General features: G+C 78.7%; 1 pseudogene. It reads right to left on the reverse strand.

Annotation, left to right across the window (positions count from 1 at the left end):
* Positions 1 to 334, reverse strand: a pseudogene (locus tag OO57_RS38065) (hypothetical protein); the annotation flags it as partial.

The raw sequence follows: 334 nt of genomic DNA on the forward strand, positions 1-334 counted from the left end.
GGCGCCGAGCACGACGGCGGCGGTCTCCACCGCGTCCAGGCCCTTGCCCTGGACGTCGCCGACCACGACGCGGGTGGTGCCGGCGAGGGTGGGGACGACTTCGTAGAGGTCTCCGCCGATGCGGGCCTCGGCGGCGGCGCTGGTGTAGGAGACGGCCAGGCGCACTGGTCCGGCCAGGGTGGGCACGGGGCGCAGCAGGACTCGCTGGGCGGCCTCGGCGACCGAGCGGACGTCCGCGAGTTCCCGTTCCGCCCTGCGGCGCAGCGCGGCGGCGAGGGCGGCGGCGGCGGTGACGCCGGCGACCGAGGCGAGGGCGACGGTGGCGCGCCTGCCG

Origin of the sequence: Kitasatospora phosalacinea (assembly GCF_000717185.1) — a bacterium.
GTDB lineage: Bacteria > Actinomycetota > Actinomycetes > Streptomycetales > Streptomycetaceae > Kitasatospora > Kitasatospora phosalacinea_A.